The sequence below is a fragment of the Coleofasciculus sp. LEGE 07092 genome (assembly GCF_015207375.1).
Taxonomy (GTDB): domain Bacteria; phylum Cyanobacteriota; class Cyanobacteriia; order Cyanobacteriales; family Coleofasciculaceae; genus LEGE-07092.
Genome location: NZ_JADEWY010000029.1, coordinates 16,811 through 33,275 on the forward strand (window position 1 = coordinate 16,811; position 16,465 = coordinate 33,275).

The window sequence follows — 16,465 nt, forward strand, 5'->3', positions numbered from 1 at the left end:
GATTACTGACCTTGAATGAGTGACCAGTGTTCAAAAGACCATTGACTTAGGGGCCAGCTCATTAGCAGTGCCAACAAACTAATTCCTAACAGGATAGTCAAAAGGTAAAACTGGGACTTACCCGAAACGTTGTACTTCAAGGTTTGACCCCCAAAAACGGTGACAAGCCCCACTAAGTTCACGACGCCATCGACAATATTCTGGTCAATCCAAGCGGTAATCTTGGAAAACGAGTCAACCGCAAGAACAAACGTGAGCCGGTAAAATCGATCAACATAAAAGTCGTATGCCAACAAGTCCTGTAAAAATCTGACAGGCAGACTGATGGATCTCAAGCCAGTTCTCGGCAGGTAAACGCTCGCTCCCACCACGCAACCTAGTAAGCTAGAGCCAAACAACACCAACTGTGGCACTCGAACCAGGTATTCGTATTTTGAGGGCGGTAAAAGCGATAGTCCTTGTAGCAGAACTGGCATACCCAGGTTCAAAATCGCCAGCGCTACCATTGCTGATGCCATCGGCCACATCACTTCGGGGGCGCGACGGGTTTTGGGTTGGGGCTTACCCAAGAAAACCAAACGAAATACGCGGGTTAAACCCAACGCCGTGATGCCATTCACTAGCAAAAAGGTTGCTACTAAAAAAGGATAGTCTCCCCAAAAAGCGTTAATCCCTTTACTTAGCGCCCAATAGCCGCCGAGGGGCAGCAGTCCAATCATGCCAGCCGTACCCACCACAAAAGCACTGGTTGTAGCAGGCATCCGCGACCACAACCCTCCCATTTCTGTGAGATTTTGATTGCTCGTTGTGAGAATAATTGAACCTGTGCTCATAAACAACAAAGCTTTGGCAAAGGCATGGGCAAGTAGCAATGCCGTGGCAACATCAGCACGTCCTGTACCCACAGCAATAAACACCAAACCCAGGTAAGCGCTGGTCGTATGGGAGAGCGATCGCTTGATATCAATTTGAGCAATCGCCACGAAGGAAGCGCCAATTGCTGTCACCGTACCAATCGCTACCAAAACCGATAAAGTCACGGGGGACAGGGCTAAAATTGGCAGGAGCTTAATCAGCACATAAGCCCCGCAACAAACAACCAAGGAGTTTCGCAAGACTGAAGCCGGGTTGGGACCTTCCATTGCCTCGTCTAGCCACAAATGCAGGGGGAATTGGGCGCATTTACCCAGCGGTCCAGCAATTAACGCCAATCCTAGCAGTGTTGCTGTTAACGGCGGCAGGTTAGCAGTACCCGCCCAGTCATACAAGTCATTAAAGTTGACGCTTCCCGATAGAGTTGCCAGTGCCACAACTCCCATCAACAACAAAACATCTCCCACCCGTTTGGTTAAAAAAGCATCTCGCGCCGCTGTCACCACCAAAGGCTGGGCATACCAAAAGCCGACGAGCAAGTAGGTAGAAACCGTGAGGGTTTCCAGTAGGGCGTAGGTGAGGAATAGGGAATTACTCAAGACAATTCCACTCATTGCCCCCTCAAAGAATCCCATCAAGGCAAAGAAGCGAGCTAATGCCCAATCCTTCTCCATATATCCCAGGGCGTACAGTTGCGCTAGCAAACTCAGAGACGTTACCACTTCCATTGCCCCAGTACTCACTGGAGAAATTTCCAGCACCAAGGAAATATCTAAATCACCAACCTGAAGCCAGTGAAATACTAATTCTCGCACTGGCTGGTTCCAGGCTTCAGAGAAGACTAACCCACCGTGAATGCAGGCTAAAATCGTCATCAATAAATTGAAATACGCCGCCGGTCTAGGTCCAGTACGCTGAATTAAGCCGGTTGCCCAGAGTAGAGTTAAAATTGCACCAATTAAACCGTAAATTGGTATTAACCAACTGGTCTGAGTAAGAAACTCAGTCATTGTGCTTGTATCCCTTGCTAGTTCATTAAAACATTCAATTCAATGGATTAAAGAAATCTAAAATTCTAAAAATCCCTATTTTGCAGGTTTTCTGAAAACTCAACTCATCGTTTTTTTTTAAATTGATACGGGGTTTAACTTGACAATCTTCTGGTTTTTAACGATAAAGTATTTAGGTATTTATTTCATGTTTTTCAGGATGTTTATTTGGGCTATAAGCTGGCTTATCAAAGCAATAAATCTAACTTATGACATTAAAGCGGATATCTCCTCCGTCTTGCTGTTGATTACACACTCAAGACTACCCCAGCAATCTCTGTCGCTTCCCTAGAACCTGCAACAGACCTTGAATGCTGAGTAAGATGCCGCTATCTTATATCGAAAAGTTATGAAAAAATTATAAAACAAAAGTAACCATTCTCAAAAATGGTTACTTTTCGTTAAACCATCTAGCTGATGAACGCCCAGTGTTAAGTTTTTATAAGCTCTCTCATTAAGAAGTATTATAATAATTTATATTGTCAAAGGATACCAAGTTTCTCTATGCTTGGTTTGTCTCGAGTTATATGAGCTTTCATAAGCTAATTATCGGCACCCCCGTCCGATTTTTGCGAGATACTCATTTTTACACTTGTATTGTTGACTCAACTGGAAGGAGAAAAGCACGATGCCAATTGCTGTCGGAATGATTGAAACCAAAGGTTTTCCCGCTGTTGTCGAAGCCGCAGATGCGATGGTCAAAGCGGCTCGGGTAACCCTGGTAGGATACGAAAAGATCGGTAGTGCTCGCGTCACTGTTATCGTTCGGGGAGATGTGTCCGAGGTACAAGCTTCAGTCTCTGCTGGCGTTGAAGCCGCAAATCGAGTCAATGGTGGTGAGGTGGTATCGACTCACATCATTGCCCGTCCCCATGAAAATTTGGAATATGTCCTGCCGATTCGATACAGCGAAGCGGTTGAACAGTTCCGAACGTATTAGCGCTGCGATCGCACATTAACCCCGGATAAGCTTCCCTGGCTTAAAACCGCAAGCTAGATATTTAGCATATTTCTTGTGGGATGGGCATATTGCCCTACCGGATTAGGCAAATTAGATGCACAGTAGCTTAGTAACTACTGCAACACCCTCAATTTTGGAGTCAAACGTATGTCAATCGCTGTTGGAATGGTAGAAACCCTAGGCTTTCCCGCTGTCGTCGAAGCCGCAGATGCGATGGTCAAAGCCGCCCGCGTTACCCTTGTGGGTTACGAAAAAATTGGTAGCGGTCGCGTGACTGTAATTGTTCGGGGAGATGTCTCCGAAGTTCAAGCCTCAGTTGCTGCTGGCGTAGATAATGTCAAGCGAGTCAATGGTGGTCAGGTGTTATCAACCCACATTATTGCCCGTCCCCATGAAAACTTGGAGTACGTGCTGCCAATTCGCTACACCGAAGATGTGCAGCAGTTCCGCGAGAGCACTAATGCCATCCGCCCGCTCAACCGTCCCTAGGATAGGCAAACGATTCTAACTATTGATTTTGGATTGGGGGATAGAGGCACACAACCAGGCGTATTTGTCCTGAATTTGAAGTTTCTGCCCAATAATCCAAAATCCTAACCACCAAAACCCAAAATGCTGGAGGATTAATGCAAATTGCCAAAGTTCGCGGCACGGTAGTGAGTACCTGTAAAGAACCAAGCCTCAGAGGGGTAAAATTTCTCTTGGTGCAGTTCTTAGATGATGAAGGGCAACTCCTGCCGAGTTATGAAGTGGCAGGCGATATTGTTGGTGCAGGCATGGACGAATGGGTTTTGGTGAGTCGTGGCAGTGCTGCACGGCAGGTGGGTGAGAATGAAAAGCGTCCCATTGACGCCATGGTAGTGGGGATTATCGACACCGTTAGTGTAGATAATCAAGCTCTTTACTCGAAGAAAGATCAATATCGTTAGTGGGTTGCGAGAGTGGTAACGTTGGAAAGTTAGAAGCAATCGACAGCAGGCTCTGTTCTTAAACATCGGCAACAGCAGCTTGCTCACTGCGGTTCCCTCAAACAGGAGTCAAAACAATCCCAAAATTCGGGCGCTTGGTGTCGCTATTGGAATTGGGACGTTCTTGATGCGGTAAATGCTGGATCAAACAGTCAAAACAGCCAAAGCTTCCAGCAAGTCATCCGCTGTGCATCGCTTTTTGGAGATAGGAGGAAGACAGTTATGGTCGTCCGCAGTTATGCGGCACCGCCGACCCCTTGGTCAAATACTTTGGCGGAACCTAAAATTCACGAAACAGCTTACGTACATTCTTTTTCTAACATTATCGGGGATGTCGAGGTTGATAAAAATGTAATGATTGCCCCAGGGACTTCAATTCGAGCCGATGAAGGGGGACCGTTTTACATTAGTGCTGGTACAACCATTCAAGATGGGGTTGTCATTCATGGCTTAGAAGAGGGTCGAGTAATTGGGGATAACCAACAGCCCTACTCAGTCTGGATTGGCAAGAATGCCTCCATTACCCATATGTGCCTGATTCATGGTCCGGCGTATATCGGGGATGATTGCTTTATTGGCTTTCGCTCCACCGTCTTCAATGCCCGGATTGGGAACGGCTGCATTGTGATGATGCATGCCTTGGTTCAAGATGTGGAAATTCCCCCCGGCAAATACGTCCCCTCAGGGGCAGTAATTAACAGCCAGCAGCAAGCCGACAGACTACCTGATGTCCAAGAAGAAGATTTGAAGTTTGCTCACCAGTTGGTGGTTTGCAATGATGCCTTGCGTTCGGGTTATCAGTGTGCGGAGGATGAGGAATGCATCGCCCCCATCCGCAACGAAATAACCCAGCAATCTGACTCGACTAGTGCCAATGGCAATCAACCCTCTCGTAGTTTTGATAAATCTTATAGTTCTATGTCTTCAATTACAGGATTAACCCCCGACCTTCAACAACAAGTTCGCCAACTGTTAGCCCAAGGGTATCGCATCGGCATTGAGTACGCCGACGAACGCCGCTTCCGTACCAGTTCCTGGAAGAGTGCTATCTCCATTGACTCTGATCGCGAATTGGAAGTTATGGACACCGTAGCAGATTGTCTGACAGAACATAGCGGTGAGTACGTGCGTTTGATTGGTATTGACCCCAAAGCGAAGCGGCGCGTCTTGGAAGAAATTATCCAACGCCCTGGGGATAGCGTTTCACCATCTGCTAAATCCTCCGCAGCATCTCGTAAAAGCTACAGCACACCTGCGTCAGCGAATAATCGTCCGGCGGCGGTATCGAGTACAGGAAAGGCTTCAACTATTCAAGAACAAGTTCGCGGATTGTTAGCCCAAGGGTATCGCATTGGAGCTGAGTATGCCGATGAACGCCGCTTCCGTACTAGTTCCTGGAAGAGTGCTCTCTCCATTGACTCCAATCGGGAAGCCGAAGTCATGGCAGAACTAATCGAATGCCTGAATGAACACGAAGGCGAATACGTGCGCTTGATTGGCATTGACTCGAAAGTGAAGCGGCGCGTTTTAGAAGAAATTATTCAACGACCGGATAGCAAAGCGCCGACGAGTACCGTCGCGTCTCAAAATGGTAGCAGCAGCGATCGCTCCAGCACTCGCTATAGCACCTCCGCTGCCAAATTCTCAGGCGAACCCGCCCCCCCTACTGACACATCCTTAACCAAAGAAACAGTGGAACAAGTGCGTCAGCTATTGGCTCAAGGCTACAAAATTGGTACAGAACACGCCGATAAGCGTCGATTCCGTACCGGTTCTTGGCAAAGCTGTTCTCCCATCGAATCCAATCGTGTGTCAGACGTGATTGATGGTTTAGAAGGCTGCATGGCAGAACACAGCCATGAGTACGTGCGCTTGATTGGCATCGATCCGGCAGCCAAACGACGTGTTCTCGAGACTATTATTCAAAAGCCCTAACTGAGCTTTTGTAAGTTTTGAGTTAGAAAGTGCTGAGTTCTGAGTTTTAAGCTCCCGATGCCGACTTGGTAGGGGTTACGCCCTGGGTTACTCATAGTACTCAGCACTAAAAACAGATGCTAAGAGCTTTGTTACCATAAAAATGCACTTGCCCTCACTGCCATTGAGCAGGAACGCTGATGTATACGTCGAAGGCGATGTGAGTATCGACCCTAGTGCTGCGATCGCAACCGGAGTAATTTTGCGGGCTGACCCAGACAGTCAAATTATCATTGCTGCTGGCGTCTGTATTGGCGCAGGGTCAATTCTTCACGCTTACCAAGGAACTCTAGAAGTGGAAGCCTGTGCGAATTTGGGGGCTGGAGTGCTGATCCTTGGCAAGGGCAAAATTGGGGCAAATGCCTCAGTTGGAGCGCTTACAACCATTTACAATGCGTCTCTTGCTCCAGCTCAGGTCGTACCTGCCACTTCCGTAGTTGGAGACAGAGGGCGGCAGGTTACCGATTTCTCCCCAGCCGTTACGGATACCCCTAGCGCCAAACCCCCAGAGGCGACCTCAGCGTCCGCCAGCACAACTAATGAGGACTCTATTAACGGGCAATCTCCCATCCGTCCAGGGGCGGCATCTGACAATCCAACCGATGAGGATTCGTCAACTGTGCCAACCGCAGAATCACCAAATCCAGAAGCAGAGACATCGGTCTATGGACAAGGTAGTCTAGACCGAATTCTTAAGACTCTGTTTCCTTATAATAAATAAATCATCCAATCAGTTGTTAGTGTTTAGTTGTAAGTTTTTAGACTGGATCTACAGCCAACAACTAACAGCCGACAACTAAATGGAGCGCCTCCCTATGGAGTCATACAATCCGGGGATTGTTCCCCAAGACCCGTTTATCCAACGCAAGCGTAGTCAGTATTCTTTGGGCTTGGTCTCTACTCTCAGTTTTCCCGTCATTGTGAGTACTGCTGATGCGATGCTCAAAGCTTCTGGAGTAACACTGGTTGGGTTTGAAAAAACTGGCGGTGGTCACTGTACTGCAATTGTACGGGGTGCGACTGCCGAGGTACGGATTTCTGTGGAAGCGGGTATCGAACACGCCAAACGAGAAGGTCAACTTCTTTCCTCTCTAGTCCTGCCCCGACCCTTCCCAAACTTAGAGGTCGTATTTCCCATCGGTTCCCATCTGCTTGAACAGGTGGGACATCCGAGTCGCTCTCGCCATAGCTCTCAAGCCTTGGGTCTTTTAGAAACTCGGGGATTTCCGGCAATTGTGGGTGCTGCCGATGCCATGCTCAAAGCGGCTGATGTCGAACTAACGGGTTACGAAACCATTGGAGCGGGTTTGTGTACTGTTATTATTCGGGGACGGATTGCTGAGGTGGCGATGGCATTACAAGTGGGAATGTCTGAAGCTAGGCGGATAGGCGAACTCATTGCCGTGACAGTGGTGACTCGACCCCTAGAGGATTTAGAGCAAGCGCTACCGATGACAAGTTGCCTAATTGAAGAGCAACCGGAACCCCTAAGGCTGCCCGTAGAAGTCAAGGAAGCCGAAAAAGAACTAGTCGAACTGCCGGATTTGGGGAAATTACAAATTCCTGCCAAAGAACTTCCTTCCCAAGAACCATGATTGCTTCTGATCACCGTCACTCAAGCTTATTCATCCTTCGTGTTAAAGAAAAAAAGGCGTTGCACAAAGAAAGAGCGTATGGCAGGATAGATCCGCCTTTATGATAAAAGGATGACAGTTAAGCGATCGCACCCAAACCTAACACTGGTCATTGTGCAACGCCAGATGGAAGGAAGACTGTCACTTGTTTGGTGTTATCTAAAAATGATCATAACCCGAAATATTTATAGATAAACTACATTGTTATTAATACAAACAATAGAGTATGCTCTATGTATTATGGCTTAAGGAGCACTAACGTTGAGGCAAGCCACGCTGCACCAGCTAAAAGTCTTTGAAGCGGTCGCTCGGCACAATAGCTTTACACGAGCAGCAGAGGAACTGTTTCTCACCCAGCCCACTGTTTCAATGCAGGTTAAACAGTTAACCAAAGCCGTTGGTATGCCACTGTTTGACCAAGTGGGGAAGCGCCTCTATCTTACCCAAACCGGTGAGGAACTTGTCAAGACCTGCCGCGCTATCTTTGACAATTTAGATCAGTTTGAGATGACGGTGGCAGATCTCAAAGGTCTTAAACAGGGACGTTTGCGACTGGCTGTCATTACCACCGCCAAGTATTTTGTCCCCCGCTTACTCGGACCGTTTTGCCGACGCTATCCCGGAATTGATGTTTCCCTACAGGTCACAAATCACGAATACATCTTAAATCGCCTGAGTGAAAACTTGGATGACCTGTACGTGATGAGCCAACTCCCAGAAAATTGGGATATTACTTACCAGCCCATTCTCGAAAATCCCTTGGTAGTAATGGCTCCGGCTGATCATCCTCTAGCTAACGAAAAAAATATCTCCCTCAAACGTCTGGCAGAGGAGCCATTTATTATGCGAGAACCGGGATCAGGGACGCGCAAGGCGGTACAAGAACTCTTCGACGTCCATGAAATTCCCCTGAAAGTTCAGTTAGATTTGGGCAGTAATGAGGCAATCAAGCAAGCTATTGTCGGCGGGTTGGGAATCTCTATTTTATCCTGCCATACCCTCGCCCTAGAAAGTTCTGGCAGTGAAATCACTATCTTAGATGTTGAGAAATTCCCCATCGAACGCTATTGGTATGCTGTATACCCCAGCGGTAAACAACTATCAATTGTGGCTCGCACCTTTCTCGACTACCTGTTGACGGAAGGCAAACAGATTGCAGAAAAGACAGCCTCTAAAAAGATTGCTAGAGCAGGCTTGCCGAGTAAAACCCTGATACCTAACGCTGTAAGCTGCGCGGATCAAGAGCATCCCGAAGACCATCCCCCAGCAAATTAAAGGCTAAAACCGTCAAGATAATCAGCAACGCGGGGGGCCAAATCAACCACGGCTGGAGTACCAAAATAGAAGCATTCGTTGCCAAAGACAGCAAATTGCCCCAAGATGGGTCAGGTTGCTGAATGCCAAGACCGATTAAACTCAGTACGGATTCAGCCACAATGAAGCCGGGAACTGCCAGGGTAGCTGAGATGATCACGTAGGTAGAGGTTTGGGGCAGAACGTGGCGAAGAATGATGTAAAAAGGTTTGGCTCCCATGGCTTTTGATGCTTGCACAAATTCTCGCTCTTTAAGCGATAATACCTGTCCGCGAATGACCCGTGCTAATCCAGACCAGCTAATGAATGAAGTAATCAAGACGATTAATAAAAACCGTTGGGCGCTGGTTAGTCCTGGGGGTAGCACAGCAGCTAAGGCTACCAGCAGGTAAAGGGTGGGAATGGTCATGAGAACCTCGACTAGGCGCATTAAGCCACCATCTATCCAGCCTCCGAAATAACCAGCAATTCCGCCAACTAACAACCCCAGAGGGAACGAGATAGCAATTCCGACTAGACCAATGCTGAGACTGATCCGACCGCCATACACCAAGCGACTGAACTGGTCGCGCCCCTGTTCGTCTGTACCGAGTACATTAAGTTTGCCTTCACCAAGGGTGCCAAACAGGTGCAGATTCATCGGAATACCGCTAAATAATTCCACCTCCTGAAAGCTGGGGGGTAGGGGCAGACGAATTTGAAAGAGCTGATAATCAGAACCTTTAACAAAGAGGCGCATCGGCGAGGGGTTTTGCCAATCGACAATCAGTTCTCGCCTGCCTGTCTCCAAGTCCGTCGGACCTTGGGTGGTGGGATAAACGTGGGGTCCAATAAACTTTCCCTCGGGAGTACGCCAATAAATTTGGGTCGGTGGGAGTAGGGAACCGTTGGGTTGCGAGACATAGGGGTCATAGGGAGCAACAAAGTCGGCGGCTATGACCGTTAGGTAAAAAATTAAGAGCAGCACAGCCCCAAAGCGAGCGAGTGGGTTCTTTTTGAGTTTCTGCCACCAGTTCATGAAGTTAAAGGGTTAAGAATGAAGCTGTTGTGCGAGTTGCCTCTGTGCCTCTTCATTTTTTTCGTGTTCGACAACAAAAACGTTTGAGTAGAGGTTAGCGGCAATTTGCTTGCCTTCCTGGGTCAGTGACAGGTAGCGCAGGGCTTCTTGGATAAACGGGAAAACACCACTCCAGTAAAACTGAGAATATTCTGTCCGCAGATCGCCGGGATGCTGATATCCTAACGCTTTGTTGACACCAGTTTCTTCAAATTCGTAGTAAAGAGAACTAATTTTCTTGAGATAGCGTGGGTCAGAAAGCTGACCAATTAAGTCAGACGCGCGAATTAAACCAGCATAACTATGGGTATCCCGATGATCTCCCTCTTTTGGCACTGGAAAACGAGTGAGTTCAATATTGCGCTTTATTTGCTCGGCGTCAATTAGTTTATGACCCCCAAACCGCTCATCGGTAAATAGTTTGGCGCGATCAACATGATAGGGAGTGAGGGACGCATCTGTTGCTCCTGGGAGCAGATGCACCATCTCATCATTTTGACCTGTTGCGTACAATCTTTCAGCATCTCGGTCTTGGCGACAAACTCCCTTGACGTAGCCAATGTCATGACAGACTAGGGAAATGATAAAGTGCAACCAGTCTTCTGCTGTCACCCCACCCTCACGAATGTGTTTGCCCCGTAGGATTTCCTGTCCTACTAGGGTCACTAGGATTGAATGTTCGACATTGTGATAAAGGGCGTCACTGTTGGCAATGTTTTCCATTGCCATACTTCCCGCCCAGGCAATAATATCTTCAAAGTCAGTTTTCAGCCCCCCGTAAGTCCGGCGGTAGCCTTCTCGAAGTTTATGAACAAAGACATCAATTAAAATTTCAGTTGCATTAAACATTCTTAGTACTCACCCGCTCCAATCGTGCTTTTTTTTAGGGCTTGCGGAACAGTGACAATATCTATGCCTTATGGACTCCAATAAAGTTTTGCTAATCACTTCCTTGAGGATTACCACAGGGTCGTCATTTCAAGCAAAAATCAGGATAATGATTAAATGTTGCTAACTTCACGAGATAAATGCTCCCAAAAGCTACAGGATTTGGATAGATATTGAGGAACGGTTGCAGGAATGGCGATGCTGTACGGTGCTGAGGAGGCTTGAAACGCAACGCTGTCATAGAGAATAGGTTGAGTGATGCTAGTGATCAAGCCTCAATACCTTAGCTTTGACAGTCAACGATTAGCTTCCCAAATTATTGATATAATAGCCTATAGATCTGATTAAGAGTAGATATGCGGGTGTAGTTCAGTGGTAGAACGTCAGCTTCCCAAGCTGAATGTCGTGGGTTCGAGTCCCATCATCCGCTTTGAGTTATGTACACTGACCAGCCCTTTCAAGGTGTCAGCTTTTTGGCTTTAGTTTGGGCTAGAATCTTAGCAGTAGAAACATGAGGGCGGTTGGCAGGACGCTGGCGTTTGAGTCGGAAGTTTGTCTTCTTTTCGAGACGTGGGTGACGTAGAAAGGCTCTCAAATTAACCAGACCCGCCAAATCCAGAAGCACCTGAGTCAACTCCATCAAACTCATCTGCTCAAAAACCTTCCATTCACAAGGAGGAATCGCAATCATCATGCCGCGATAAGTGCCTCGAATTTCGTCAGCCAGATAATAGCAGGAAACTTCTTGTTCAACTTTCTCGCTGCCATAAACGCTTCTGTTCGAGCGGTAGCTGCTGCCCCACCAGCAGGCACGACGGAGGAGGGCGCGGCGGGCAGCGGTAGCACCAAAACGCGGCAGCGCACACGCGGGCGCTGGGGAGCTAGAACCCACACTCCGCACTTCAAGGTATAGTACAATAGAATACAGAAACGTCCCTGAGAATACTAAGCATAAATACTCACTTTACTGAGAGTTGATACCTTGAAATAATTAGCCAGTTACCTGGGACTATTTAAAAGAGAGATTAACATTGTCTAAATCAAGAACGATAGAAGTCAAAAACTTAGACCATTTAGGAATTATAGCTGGATTAATTGATGAAATAGGAATAGTTGATATCATCAATGAAAAATTAGGAATAGACAAGCGAGAAAAAATCTCATCGCTTTATAAAATTAAAGCCAAACCCGAAAGACAGGAGCAAGAAATTACTGCCAGAGAAAAACAAGCAGGAAGATTTATCCTAGCGACGAACGTTCTCGAACAAGAAGTTCGGAATTCAGCCGAAATCCTTTTAAATTACAAAAATCAACAATCTTGTGAAGGAGGATTTAGATTTTTGAAAGACACAGATAGTTAACTTGACGGACGAACGTCAATTTATTTTGAACTTCTTGCCATCTTCTTGTCAAAAATATTATCTGTGATTTTTTTTGACTCACATTCGTGGCAATTGGGGGGTTTTTGGATAATGGATAAATCCGTGTCAGGAGAGTAGATACTCTTCAATTTCTGCTGCTTAAAAAAGCTCATAAGAATCTCCCAAACAATTACGGTTTCCTGAAAAGATATTCAAGTGTTTAATTTTTCAGACTTTTTCCCTTGATTGGATATGTAGCTTCTTGTACTTCAAGCTGAAGTGCGGAGTCTGGGTTTTATCTCCAAAGGCAGAGGCTTTGGAGAGTTCGGTAACGGCTTTGAGATAGCGTTGTTTACCGTCTTCTAACTCTAAAATATGGTTGACGGCGGCGGGGATAACCGAGAGACGTTCACCGGGAGTGCCGTTGAAGAATTTGGAATAGCTGTAAAACATGATAACATTATGGGCGATGGCTTCTAGAAGCCAACACCAAAATTTTGTCTCTCCTTTCAGTAAACTCAAAATTAGATGAAATTTAACCATCAATTGTCTGCCTTACTTGCTGGTACTGCCATCACTAGTGCAATTGTTATTACTTTACCCCCAAATGCTCAAGCCCTAACTGGCACCCAAGTCAATGAAGTAGCGCGTGCTGTGACTGTGTTAATTGTAGGACAACAAGGCAACGCCCAAGGACATGGTTCTGGTGTAATTATTGCCAAGGATGGCAATACCTACTATGCATTAACCAATGTGCATGTAATGTATGGTTTGGATAAAGCTTTACTTGTTGCCCCCGACAAAGAAGTTTACGAAATACCTCTTAATAAAGTTAAATTTTTACCCGATGTTGATTTAGCTTTAGTGGAATTCACTAGCGACAAAAATTACCAGGTTGCTACCTTGGCAAACTCTGAACTTAGCAGTGAAGGTCAAGATGTTTTCGTTTCCGGTTGGCCTGCGGCTGGACACAGTGGAGAAGTTATTCGTCAATTTACCGATGGTCGTATTTCCGGGTTTTTAACGAAACCAGTAGATGGCTACCAAATGATTTACACTAATGTAACTCGTCGAGGCATGAGTGGAGGGCCTGTCTTTGATGCTGGTGGTCGCGTCATTGCTATTCATGGTCGAGGTGATTATGAAGATCCCAGACAGCTTGCTGGTTCTGAGGGAATGAGTCCGGAGGCAGCAGTTAGAGTTGCCAGTCTAATTAAACCTGGTTTTAATTATGCTATTCCCATCAACACCTATTTACAACTTGCCCCTCAAGCTGGCATTTTTCTAGGTGTAAAAGTGGAGAATTCCCCAGCACCAGAATTGGGGGCACCTTATCAAGCGAGTGGTAAACCCGACTCCCGCGATAAAATTGACGACATCAACAATACCTTAAACACGGTGAATCGGGCACTTGATACTGTTGACAGAATTCGCCGTATTCGTCTTCCTTTTTAAGGTGTTGCTAGCGTCTTTCCTCGCTTGAGTTGAGGGGTTCCGGGGGCGCTTGTCGCCCCCGGAATTTACACACTCAGAAACTGACAGGCGATCGCTTGCATTTTCTGGCAGAATTTTAAGTGCAGCTGGGATATTGGGTCAAACTCCGACGGAATCAACGATGAATGTGTCGATATTTTCTCCCTTAAGCTGCCCAATCTTTACACAGTAATTCGGCTTGTTGCAGTACCGTTACGGTTGCCTTTTCCTGTTTATCGGGGGGATAGCCATACTTGCGTAACAGTCGTTTTACAATGGTTCGCAGTTTTGCTCTGACGCTTTCTTTTACCGTCCAGTCTATTGTGACATTACGCCGCACGGCTTGCACGAGTTCGCGGGCGATAGCTTTTAATGTTTCATCCCCCAACACCTGCACCGCACTATCATTAACCTCCAGTGCGTCGTAGAATGCCACTTCATCTTCCGTTAATCCCAAATTTTCGCCCCGGCTCTGGGCTTGGGGGATTTCTTTTGCCAGTTCAATTAGTTCTGTGAGAACTTGGGCGGTTTCAATGGAGCGGTTTTGATACCGTTTAATGGTATCCTCCAGTATGGCAGCGAAGGAGCGAGACTGGACTAAGTTTTTACGCGATCGCATTTTTATCTCATCCTTAATTAGTTTCCGCAGCACCTCTAGTTCACCGGGAGTGCCGTTGAAGAATTTGGAGTAGTTGAAGCTGCCGTACATGGCTTTGACGACTTCGTATTTCTCTTGCAAAATAGCTAAAGCTGCATCGGTGGGGATGCCTGTATTGTTTCTATCGCCTTCGGTGTAGTATTGTAGGGCTTGTTTGAGTTGGTCAGCGATGCCCAGGTAATCGACGACTAAGCCACCGGGTTTGTCTTTGAAGACGCGGTTAACTCTGGCGATTGCCTGCATTAAACCATGTCCGCGCATGGGTTTATCAATATACATGGTGTGCAAACTGGGGGCATCAAATCCAGTTAGCCACATATCCCGGACGATAACTAATTTCAGGGTATCATCGGCGTTTTTGAAGCGTTTGGCAAGGTCTTTGCGGCGCTTTTTACTGCGGATGTGGGGTGGTAGTTTGGCGTCATCGGCGGCGGAACCGGTAATTACGACTTTGATTGTGCCTTTGTCGTCGTCGTCGTGGTGCCATGAGGGGCGAAGTTGGATAATAGAGTTGTAGAGTTCAGCGCAGATATCCCGACTCATGCCAACTATCATGGCTTTCCCTTGGATGCTGGCTTGGCGGTTCTCGAAGTGAGAGACAATATCGTTAGCCACTTGATTGATGCGGGGTTCTGCACCAACTAGGGCTTTGAGTCTTGCCCATTTACTTTTTAATTGGTCTTTGGTAGTCTGTTATTCGTCTTCGGTGAGTTCTTCAAATTCGGGGTCAATGTGGGGACGTTCGGATTCGTTTAAATCGAGTTTGGCGATTCGGGCTTCGTAGTAGATGCGGACGGTGGCTTCATCTTCGACTGCCCGTTGGATATCGTAAATATCGATATAATCGCCAAACACTGCTTTTGTGCTTTTATCGCCGAGTTCGATAGGGGTTCCGGTAAAGCCGATGAAGGAGGCATTGGGGAGGGCATCTCTGAGGTGTTTGGCGAAACCGTAGGAAATATAGGCTTCCTCTGTCTTTTTGTCTTGCTTAACATGGGCTTCGAGTTCGTATTGGGAACGGTGGGCTTCGTCGGCGATAAATATAATGTTACGACGGGGGGAGAGTTGGGGGTATTGTTTGCCTTTTTCTGGGGCAAATTTCTGAATGGTGGTGAAGATAACGCCACCGGATGCCACTTGTAGTAATTCTTGGAGGTTGTCGCGGTTTTCGGCTTGTTGTGGGGTTTGGCGGAGTAAGTCGGAACAGGTGGAAAAGGTGTTAAACAGTTGGTCGTCTAAGTCGTTTCTATCGGTGAGAATGACTAAGGTGGGGTTTTCCGTGTCCGGATGTTGGATAATTTTTCCGGCATAGAATGCCATGGTGAGGCTTTTTCCGCTGCCTTGGGTGTGCCAGATAACGCCAACTTTTCTATCACCGCCTGGGTTAGTGGCGGTAACGGTATTATGGATGGCTTTATTGACGGCATGGAATTAGTGGTAGCCTGCCATCTTTTTGGTGATTTTTTCGCCGTCTACTTCAAAGACGATGAAGTTTTTGATTAAATCCAGGAGGCGGTGTGGGGTAAAGATGCCTTTGATGATGATTTCGAGTTCGGCGCTGCCTTTGGGGGCAATGGTTTCTCCATCAATGGTGCGCCAAGGCATGAACCATTCCCAATCGGCGGTGAGGGTGCCGACTCTGGCATAGGTGCCGTCGGATACGATGAGGAGTTCGTTATAGGAAAATAAGCTGGGGATGTCGTTTTTATAGGTTTGCAGTTGGTTAAATGCGCCTTTAATTGTGGCGTTTTCGTCGGTGGGGTTTTTGAGTTCGATGACTGCTATGGGTAAGCCGTTGATGAAGATGACGACATCGGGGCGGCGGTTATTTTTATTTTCGATAACGGTAAGTTGATTGACGGCTAACCAGTCGTTGTTGTCGGGGTTGGTAAAGTCAATGAGCCAGACTTTATCGTAGATGGTGCGATTTTCGGCTTGATATTCGACATCAACGCCATCGGTGAGGAGTTTGTGGAAGCGGCGGTTGTTTTCAAAGAGGTTGGGGGTATCGGTGCGGGTAACTTTTTTAATCGCGTCTTCGATAGCGTCGGGGGGGATATTGGGGTTGATAATTGTTAAGGAAGAACGGAGGCGGTTAGTTAGGATGACATCGCTGTAGGTTTGGCGTTCCGAGTTGGGGGAGTCGGGGGCAATTTCAGAGGCGTGAATAGGAGTGTAACCTAAGCTTTCTAGCCATTCGATGGTGGCTTCTTCGACAACGGATTCAGTAAAACAAGCGCTAGGCATAATAATTA

14 protein-coding genes, 1 tRNA gene and 2 pseudogenes are annotated in these 16,465 nt (G+C 47.0%); 10 read left to right on the forward strand and 7 right to left on the reverse strand.

The window, feature by feature from the left end; translation table 11 throughout:
• Positions 1-2: 2 nt before the first annotated feature.
• Positions 3-1,883 carry an NAD(P)H-quinone oxidoreductase subunit F gene (locus IQ257_RS09420; RefSeq protein WP_193873654.1) on the reverse strand — a complete coding sequence of 627 codons (1,881 nt, stop codon included), beginning with the start codon at positions 1,881-1,883 and terminating at the stop codon, positions 3-5.
• A gap of 667 nt (positions 1,884-2,550) precedes the next feature.
• Between IQ257_RS09420 and IQ257_RS09425 the strand changes: the two genes are divergently transcribed.
• The 7 genes from IQ257_RS09425 to IQ257_RS09455 all read left to right on the forward strand — a co-directional run bounded on the left by IQ257_RS09425 (position 2,551) and on the right by IQ257_RS09455 (position 8,734).
• Entirely contained in the window at positions 2,551-2,862 is a 312-nt protein-coding gene (locus IQ257_RS09425) for a carbon dioxide-concentrating mechanism protein CcmK (protein ID WP_193873655.1), read from the forward strand.
• Between the two features lie 168 nt (positions 2,863-3,030).
• Positions 3,031-3,372, forward strand: a complete 342-nt coding sequence (locus tag IQ257_RS09430) for a carbon dioxide-concentrating mechanism protein CcmK (protein ID WP_015184030.1) — start codon at positions 3,031-3,033, stop codon at positions 3,370-3,372.
• Between the two features lie 137 nt (positions 3,373-3,509).
• The gene (locus IQ257_RS09435) at positions 3,510-3,812 is read left to right on the forward strand and encodes a EutN/CcmL family microcompartment protein (RefSeq protein ID WP_193873656.1); all 303 of its coding nucleotides are present in this window, start codon (positions 3,510-3,512) and stop codon (positions 3,810-3,812) included.
• A 261-nt stretch (positions 3,813-4,073) separates the two neighbouring features.
• Positions 4,074-5,786, forward strand: a complete 1,713-nt coding sequence (locus IQ257_RS09440) for a ribulose bisphosphate carboxylase small subunit (protein WP_193873657.1) — start codon at positions 4,074-4,076, stop codon at positions 5,784-5,786.
• A 142-nt stretch (positions 5,787-5,928) separates the two neighbouring features.
• Positions 5,929-6,546: a transferase gene (locus IQ257_RS09445; RefSeq protein ID WP_193873658.1), complete on the forward strand. Its 618-nt coding sequence runs from the start codon at positions 5,929-5,931 to the stop codon at positions 6,544-6,546.
• A 94-nt stretch (positions 6,547-6,640) separates the two neighbouring features.
• Complete coding sequence (locus IQ257_RS31445; protein WP_193873681.1) at positions 6,641-7,420, forward strand: BMC domain-containing protein; 780 nt, start codon at positions 6,641-6,643, stop codon at positions 7,418-7,420.
• A gap of 300 nt (positions 7,421-7,720) precedes the next feature.
• Positions 7,721-8,734: a LysR family transcriptional regulator gene (locus IQ257_RS09455; protein WP_193873659.1), complete on the forward strand. Its 1,014-nt coding sequence runs from the start codon at positions 7,721-7,723 to the stop codon at positions 8,732-8,734.
• On the opposite strand, the gene IQ257_RS09460 is transcribed toward IQ257_RS09455, so the two are convergent.
• The 3 genes from IQ257_RS09460 to IQ257_RS09470 all read right to left on the reverse strand — a co-directional run bounded on the left by IQ257_RS09460 (position 8,676) and on the right by IQ257_RS09470 (position 10,990).
• Positions 8,676-9,791 (reverse strand): ABC transporter permease, encoded by a 1,116-nt coding sequence (locus IQ257_RS09460; protein ID WP_193873660.1) that lies wholly within the window; start codon positions 9,789-9,791, stop codon positions 8,676-8,678. The two genes, IQ257_RS09455 and IQ257_RS09460, sit on opposite strands and share 59 nt — an antisense overlap.
• A 12-nt stretch (positions 9,792-9,803) precedes the next feature.
• Positions 9,804-10,679: an Npun_R2479 family HD domain-containing metalloprotein gene (locus IQ257_RS09465; RefSeq protein ID WP_193873661.1), complete on the reverse strand. Its 876-nt coding sequence runs from the start codon at positions 10,677-10,679 to the stop codon at positions 9,804-9,806.
• A 152-nt stretch (positions 10,680-10,831) separates the two neighbouring features.
• Positions 10,832-10,990, reverse strand: coding sequence for a hypothetical protein (locus tag IQ257_RS09470; RefSeq protein ID WP_193873662.1), 159 nt, complete (start codon positions 10,988-10,990; stop codon positions 10,832-10,834).
• Positions 10,991-11,076: 86 nt separating this feature from the next.
• Here IQ257_RS09470 and IQ257_RS09475 point away from each other — a divergent pair.
• A tRNA-Gly gene (locus IQ257_RS09475) sits at positions 11,077-11,148 on the forward strand.
• 27 nt (positions 11,149-11,175) lie between these two features.
• Here IQ257_RS09475 and IQ257_RS09480 read toward each other — a convergent pair.
• A complete protein-coding gene (locus IQ257_RS09480) occupies positions 11,176-11,610 on the reverse strand; it encodes a hypothetical protein (RefSeq protein ID WP_193873663.1) in 435 nt (144 codons plus the stop codon).
• A 139-nt stretch (positions 11,611-11,749) separates the two neighbouring features.
• On the opposite strand from IQ257_RS09480, the pseudogene IQ257_RS31450 reads away from it, so the two are divergent.
• Positions 11,750-11,902: pseudogene (locus IQ257_RS31450) on the forward strand (DUF4277 domain-containing protein); the annotation flags it as partial.
• Between the two features lie 405 nt (positions 11,903-12,307).
• On the opposite strand, the gene IQ257_RS09490 reads toward IQ257_RS31450, so the two are convergent.
• Complete coding sequence (locus tag IQ257_RS09490) at positions 12,308-12,622, reverse strand: type I restriction enzyme endonuclease domain-containing protein (protein ID WP_193873664.1); 315 nt, start codon at positions 12,620-12,622, stop codon at positions 12,308-12,310.
• On the opposite strand from IQ257_RS09490, the gene IQ257_RS09495 reads away from it, so the two are divergent.
• A complete protein-coding gene (locus IQ257_RS09495; RefSeq protein ID WP_193873665.1) occupies positions 12,608-13,534 on the forward strand; it encodes a S1 family peptidase in 927 nt (308 codons plus the stop codon). The genes IQ257_RS09490 and IQ257_RS09495 overlap by 15 nt on opposite strands.
• 184 nt (positions 13,535-13,718) lie before the next feature.
• On the opposite strand, the pseudogene IQ257_RS31455 reads toward IQ257_RS09495, so the two are convergent.
• A pseudogene (locus IQ257_RS31455) lies at positions 13,719-16,457 on the reverse strand (type I restriction endonuclease subunit R).
• Positions 16,458-16,465: the final 8 nt, after the last annotated feature.

Coding starts and splice junctions, on each gene's coding strand:
- IQ257_RS09440 (WP_193873657.1), top strand. CDS start 4,074: ATGGTCGTCCGCAGTTATGCGGCACCGCCGACCCCTTGGTCAAATACT.
- IQ257_RS09445 (WP_193873658.1), top strand. CDS start 5,929: ATGCACTTGCCCTCACTGCCATTGAGCAGGAACGCTGATGTATACGTC.
- IQ257_RS09425 (WP_193873655.1), top strand. CDS start 2,551: ATGCCAATTGCTGTCGGAATGATTGAAACCAAAGGTTTTCCCGCTGTT.
- IQ257_RS09420 (WP_193873654.1), bottom strand. CDS start 1,883: ATGACTGAGTTTCTTACTCAGACCAGTTGGTTAATACCAATTTACGGT.
- IQ257_RS09430 (WP_015184030.1), top strand. CDS start 3,031: ATGTCAATCGCTGTTGGAATGGTAGAAACCCTAGGCTTTCCCGCTGTC.
- IQ257_RS09465 (WP_193873661.1), bottom strand. CDS start 10,679: ATGTTTAATGCAACTGAAATTTTAATTGATGTCTTTGTTCATAAACTT.
- IQ257_RS09490 (WP_193873664.1), bottom strand. CDS start 12,622: ATGGTTAAATTTCATCTAATTTTGAGTTTACTGAAAGGAGAGACAAAA.
- IQ257_RS09495 (WP_193873665.1), top strand. CDS start 12,608: ATGAAATTTAACCATCAATTGTCTGCCTTACTTGCTGGTACTGCCATC.
- IQ257_RS31445 (WP_193873681.1), top strand. CDS start 6,641: ATGGAGTCATACAATCCGGGGATTGTTCCCCAAGACCCGTTTATCCAA.
- IQ257_RS09435 (WP_193873656.1), top strand. CDS start 3,510: ATGCAAATTGCCAAAGTTCGCGGCACGGTAGTGAGTACCTGTAAAGAA.
- IQ257_RS09460 (WP_193873660.1), bottom strand. CDS start 9,791: ATGAACTGGTGGCAGAAACTCAAAAAGAACCCACTCGCTCGCTTTGGG.